This window comes from Streptomyces sp. CO7, from assembly GCF_053474865.1.
In genome coordinates this window covers 370,740-375,985 of the sequence record NZ_JBRIOU010000005.1, presented here as the reverse complement: position 1 = coordinate 375,985, position 5,246 = coordinate 370,740, and the positions used below count along the sequence as shown (strand labels likewise).

The following is a 5,246-nucleotide window of genomic DNA, read 5'->3' as shown; positions in this document are numbered from 1 at the left end:
CGCACGCCCCAGTCGGCGAGCAGCGCGCCGGCCGCCAGGAACCCGGTGGTCGCGGCGCGTTCCATCAGCGCCACCGGCAGGTCGCAGCGGATCGCGTCACCGGCCAGCGTCACCCGGGGATCGGGCGTGCGCACGGCGGGCCGCCGTTGGTACGAGCCGACCGGGAAGAACGGGCAGTCGGCGCGCCACTCGTGCCGGACGTCCACCGCACGCGCCCCGGCCGTCTCCGGGTAGACGCGGTGCAGGGCGGCGAGCAGCCGGTCCTGCGTCTCCTCCCGGTCCGCGCCCGGCGGGACCGCGTAGGCGTGCAGCTCCACCACCGAACCGCCGGTCCGGGCCGCCCAGCGGGCCGCCTCGCCCTCGTAGCGCTCCAGGACGCTGATGTTGTCCAGGCCGTCGTAGCCGCTGGTGCCGAGGAAGCCGGGCCGGTCGGCGCGCACCGGCCGGTCCAGCCAGAGCCGGGAGACCAGGAAGGGCGGCGCGGTCCGCAGTGCGGCCACGTCGTCCCGCCAGGCGGGGGTGCCCAGGTCGGGGGAGGCGTCGACCAGCGTGCGCAGCGCCCCGGGGTCGAGGGCCAGCACGGCGGCCTCGTGGCGCTCCGTCGCGTCCCCGGCCAGCACCTGGACCCCGCCGCCGTCGACCGGCCGCACCTCCCGCACCGGGGTGCCGGTGCGCACGCGGGCGCCCAGGCCGCGCAGGTAGTCGCCGAGCGGTTCCCACAGTGCCTGCGGGAAGGGCTCCGTCGGCACGTCGAAGAGCAGGCCCTCGGAGGAGCCGAGGAAGTAGATGTGGAACATCAGCAGCAGCTCGGCCGCCGACAGTTCGCGCGGGTCGGCGAAGAAGCTGCGGGAGAACACCTCGAACGCCAGGTGGTGCGCGGCCTCGGGGAAGCGGACGCTCTCCAGGAAGGCCGTCGCGCTCATGCCGTCGAACCGCTCGTAGACCTCGGGCACCCGGACGTCGAGCAGCGGCAGCGCGGCCCTCGCGTCCATCGACGCCAGGTCGCGCCAGCCGAAGGTGGGGCTGAGGGCGACGAAGCCGAGGGCGCTGAACGGCGGGGTGCGCGGCACGCGGGCGAAGCTGTCCGTCAGCCCGCCGCTGTGCCGCAGCGGGTAGTCGGGCAGCGGCCGCAGGCGGTCCAGCCCCGGATCGGTGCGCCGCAGCAGCCCCCGCAGCCCGGCTACGGCTACCCGCAGCAGCCGCAGGCCCAGCAGCCCGGCTACGGCTACCCGCAGCAGCAGCCGGGCGTCCCGCCGCAGGGCGGCCCCTACGGCGGGACGCCGGGCCAGCCCGGCCAGCCCCCGTACGGCATGCCCCCGCAGGGCGCGCCGGGTGGCGGTGGCGGCAAGAAGACGGGCCTGATCGTCGGCGGCGCCGCCGTGGTGGTCGCGATCGCGGTGGGCGCCTACTTCCTGCTCGGTGGTGGCGGCGGCTCTGACATCGCCGACGACGGCGCGCACAAGCTGACCACGCCGGCGACGGTGCTGGGCGACTACAAGAAGGCCAAGACGGGCGCCTCCGACAGCGGCGGGTTCACCGAGGAGGACCTGAAGGACGCCGAGAAGCACGGCGTCAAGAACGCCAAGGACGTCCAGTCGCTCTACCAGGCCGGCGACCAGGCCAACCCGCTGTCGATGAAGATGCTCCAGTTCCTCGGCGTGTACGGCGAGATCGAGGACCCGGAGTCCGTCCTGGACGCCATGTTCACCGAGATGGAGAAGAGCGCCGCCGAGGACAACGAGGGCGAGCTGCTCGGCGACCCCAAGGACTACGGCAGCGACAAGTTCGCCCTGAAGTGCCAGGAGATGCTGGTCAAGAACGAGCCCGCGGCAGCCGGACAGCCCAAGGAGATGCACATGCCGGTGTGCATCTGGGCCGACCACTCGACGCTGGGCGTCGTCATGCCGATCGACCTGGCCGACATGATGAGCGGCAAGGGCGTCGACCTGCAGAAGGCCTCCGACCTGGCCACCAAGCTGCGTGCCGAGGTGCGGGTGCCGGCCTGACGGTCGTCGCGTCCCACGGGCAACGGATAACGGAAAGGGCCCCGGTCTTCAAGACCGGGGCCCTTTCCGTTGCGGTACCGCCGGGCGACTAGGCCGACTTCTGCTCGCCCGTCCCCCGGCCGCCGCGCGCGTCGCGCGGGATGAGGGTCGGGTTGACGTTGGAGTGGACCACGTCGGGGGTGATGACCACGCGGGCGACGTCCGAACGGGACGGCACCTCGTACATCACCGACATGAGGACCTCCTCCATGATGGCGCGCAGGCCGCGCGCGCCGGTCTGGCGGAGGATGGCCTGGTCCGCGATGGCCTCGAGCGCCTCACGCTCGAAGTCCAGCTCGACGCCGTCGAGTTCGAACAGCCGCTGGTACTGCTTGACCAAAGCGTTCTTCGGCTCCACCAGGATCTGGAGCAGCGCCTCGCGGTCCAGGTTGTGCACGCTGGTGATCACCGGCAGACGGCCGATGAACTCGGGGATCATGCCGAACTTGACCAGGTCCTCGGGCATGACGTCCTGGAACTGGTCCTTGGCGGCCAGCTCCCGCTTGGAGTGGATGGTCGCGCCGAACCCGATGCCCTTGGCGCCGGCCCGCGACTCGATGATCTTCTCCAGCCCGGAGAACGCGCCGCCCACGATGAACAGCACGTTCGTCGTGTCGATCTGGATGAACTCCTGGTGCGGGTGCTTGCGCCCGCCCTGCGGCGGCACCGAGGCCGTGGTGCCCTCGAGGATCTTCAGCAGCGCCTGCTGGACGCCCTCGCCGCTGACGTCACGGGTGATCGACGGGTTCTCGCTCTTGCGGGCGACCTTGTCGATCTCGTCGATGTAGATGATCCCCGTCTCGGCCTTCTTGACGTCGTAGTCGGCCGCCTGGATCAGCTTGAGCAGGATGTTCTCGACGTCCTCGCCGACGTAGCCGGCCTCGGTCAGCGCGGTCGCGTCGGCGATGGCGAACGGAACGTTCAGCATCCGCGCGAGCGTCTGGGCGAGGAGCGTCTTGCCGGAGCCCGTGGGGCCCAGCAGGAGGATGTTCGACTTGGCCAGCTCGATGGAGTCCTCGCGGCCCTGGCCTCCGCCGTTCTCACCGGCCTGGACCCGCTTGTAGTGGTTGTACACCGCCACCGAGAGCGCCTTCTTGGCGGCCTCCTGGCCGACCACGTAGCTCTCGAGGAACTGGTAGATCTCCCGCGGCTTGGGGAGCTCCTCCCACCGGGTCTCGCTCGACTCGGCGAGCTCCTCCTCGATGATCTCGTTGCAGAGATCGATGCACTCGTCGCAGATGTACACACCGGGGCCTGCGATGAGCTTCTTGACCTGCTTCTGGCTCTTGCCGCAGAACGAGCACTTGAGCAGATCGCCGCCGTCACCGATGCGTGCCACGGTGTGCTTCCCCTTCGCCTGGGAGCCCCCGGACGCTGGTGCGTCCCTGGTCTCCACGGTGCTGCCTTATGTCGACGGTACCTTGCCTGGCCCCCCGTTCGGGCCCCCCTTGGCAGGGTCCGCTCCGGAACGGATCCGGGCGAACCCCGCCAAGAGGCGGCAGACGGCCGTGCCGCCAGCGGAATCCCGCAGCGTCAGCGAACGCTGGCGTTGTTCATCTTGCGGGTCGAGATGATCTGGTCGATCAGCCCGTACTGCAGCGCGTCCTCGGCCGTGAGGATCTTGTCACGCTCGATGTCCTCGCGGATCCTCTCCACCGGCTGGGTGGAGTGCCTGGCCAGCATCTCCTCCAGCTGGGAGCGCATCCGCAGGATCTCGTTGGCGGCGATCTCCAGGTCGGAGACCTGGCCGCGGCCGGTCTCGCTGTACGGCTGGTGGATCAGGACGCGGGCGTTCGGCAGCGCCATGCGCTTGCCGGGCGTGCCGGCCGCGAGCAGGACGGCGGCGGCGGAGGCGGCCTGGCCCATGCACACGGTCTGGATGTCCGGCTTCACGAACTGGATCGTGTCGTAGATCGCGGTCAGCGCCGTGAAGGAGCCGCCGGGGCTGTTGATGTAGATCGAGATGTCACGGTCCGGGTCCATCGACTCCAGGCACAGCAGCTGCGCCATGACGTCGTTGGCGGACGCGTCGTCGATCTGCACGCCCAGGAAGATCACGCGCTCCTCGAAGAGCTTCGCGTACGGGTCGTACTCGCGCACGCCCTGGGAGGTGCGCTCGACGAAGCGCGGGATCACGTAACGGGACTCGGCGACCGGGGCCGTGAGCTCGGCGCGGGTGCGCTCGTACAGGCCGCTGCCGGGGTGGTGATTCATCTTCTGTCTCCTGGAAGGCGAGGCGGGGGAGGGCCGGTGTGCGGGCGCGGGCTTCAGGCCCCGGTGCCGCCGCCGCCCGGAATGTTGGAAGCCGCCGAGATGACCTCGTCGATCAGGCCGTAGTCCTTGGCCTCCTCGGCGTCGAACCAGCGGTCCCGGTCGGAGTCGCGGGTGACCTGCTCGACCGTCTGACCGGTGTGGAAGGCGGTCAGCTCCGCCATCTTCTTCTTGGTGTGCAGCAGGCGCTCGGCGTGGATCTTGATGTCCGAGGCGCTACCGGCCAGACCGGCCGACGGCTGGTGGATCAGGATCTCGGCGTTCGGCAGCGCGAAGCGCTTGCCGGGGGTGCCGGCGCTCAGCAGGAACTGGCCCATCGAGGCGGCGAGGCCCATGGCGATCGTCACCACGTCGTTCTTGATGTACTGCATGGTGTCGTAGATCGCCATGCCGGCCGTGATCGAGCCGCCGGGGCTGTTGATGTAGAGGTAGATGTCCTTGTCCGGGTCGGCGGCAAGGAGAAGCAGCTGTGCAGTGATCTTGTTGGCGATGTCGTCGTCGACCGCCTGGCCGAGGAAGATGATCCGCTCGTTGAGCAGCCGGTTGTAGACCTGGTCGCCGAGGCCACCGATGGAAGGCTCGCCGGCGGCGGAGGGCATCAGATTCGTCACGTATCCACCTGCTCGTCTTACGACGGCGCCGGGCCGTCTCACGTGTTCTGCCGGGGCGGGGGTGGTGCGTGCCCCTGCAGCGCGCCGCGGTGATCGGCGGCGACGGGGACTCCCCTGCCCTCGTATTCATGGACCCTAACGCGCAGGCAGTCACGTGCCATCCCGGTTCCTGGAGTGTTCGCTGTGAGCGCATGGCCACCCCGGGTCCCGGTCCCGCTCCCCCGCCCCGGCAGAACACGTGAGACGGCCCGGCGCCGTCGTAAGACGAGCAGGTGGCTACGTGACGAATCTGATGCCCTCCGCCGCCGGCGAGCCCTCC

General features: G+C 70.2%; 5 protein-coding genes and 1 pseudogene. 2 read left to right on the top strand and 4 right to left on the bottom strand.

Annotated elements, in window-relative coordinates; all coding sequences use genetic code 11:
* The coding region (locus tag ACOV8S_RS20145) for an FAD-dependent oxidoreductase (protein ID WP_448319467.1) at positions 1–1,322 on the bottom strand (1,322 nt) is incomplete at its 3' end.
* Between the two features lie 75 nt (positions 1,323–1,397).
* Here ACOV8S_RS20145 and ACOV8S_RS20140 point away from each other — a divergent pair.
* Positions 1,398–2,006 (top strand): hypothetical protein, encoded by a 609-nt coding sequence (locus ACOV8S_RS20140; protein ID WP_448319178.1) that lies wholly within the window; start codon positions 1,398–1,400, stop codon positions 2,004–2,006.
* 88 nt (positions 2,007–2,094) lie between these two features.
* On the opposite strand, the gene clpX is transcribed toward ACOV8S_RS20140, so the two are convergent.
* From clpX to ACOV8S_RS20125, 3 genes are all read right to left on the bottom strand, one after another.
* Positions 2,095–3,384: an ATP-dependent Clp protease ATP-binding subunit ClpX gene (clpX, locus tag ACOV8S_RS20135; RefSeq protein ID WP_351117441.1), complete on the bottom strand. Its 1,290-nt coding sequence runs from the start codon at positions 3,382–3,384 to the stop codon at positions 2,095–2,097.
* 194 nt (positions 3,385–3,578) lie between these two features.
* Positions 3,579–4,259, bottom strand: a complete 681-nt coding sequence (locus ACOV8S_RS20130) for an ATP-dependent Clp protease proteolytic subunit (protein WP_448319177.1) — start codon at positions 4,257–4,259, stop codon at positions 3,579–3,581.
* Positions 4,260–4,312: 53 nt separating this feature from the next.
* Positions 4,313–4,927 (bottom strand): ATP-dependent Clp protease proteolytic subunit, encoded by a 615-nt coding sequence (locus ACOV8S_RS20125; RefSeq protein ID WP_351117439.1) that lies wholly within the window; start codon positions 4,925–4,927, stop codon positions 4,313–4,315.
* Positions 4,928–5,165: 238 nt separating this feature from the next.
* Between ACOV8S_RS20125 and ACOV8S_RS20120 the strand changes: the two are divergent.
* Positions 5,166–5,246, top strand: a pseudogene (locus tag ACOV8S_RS20120) (ATP-dependent Clp protease proteolytic subunit); the annotation flags it as partial.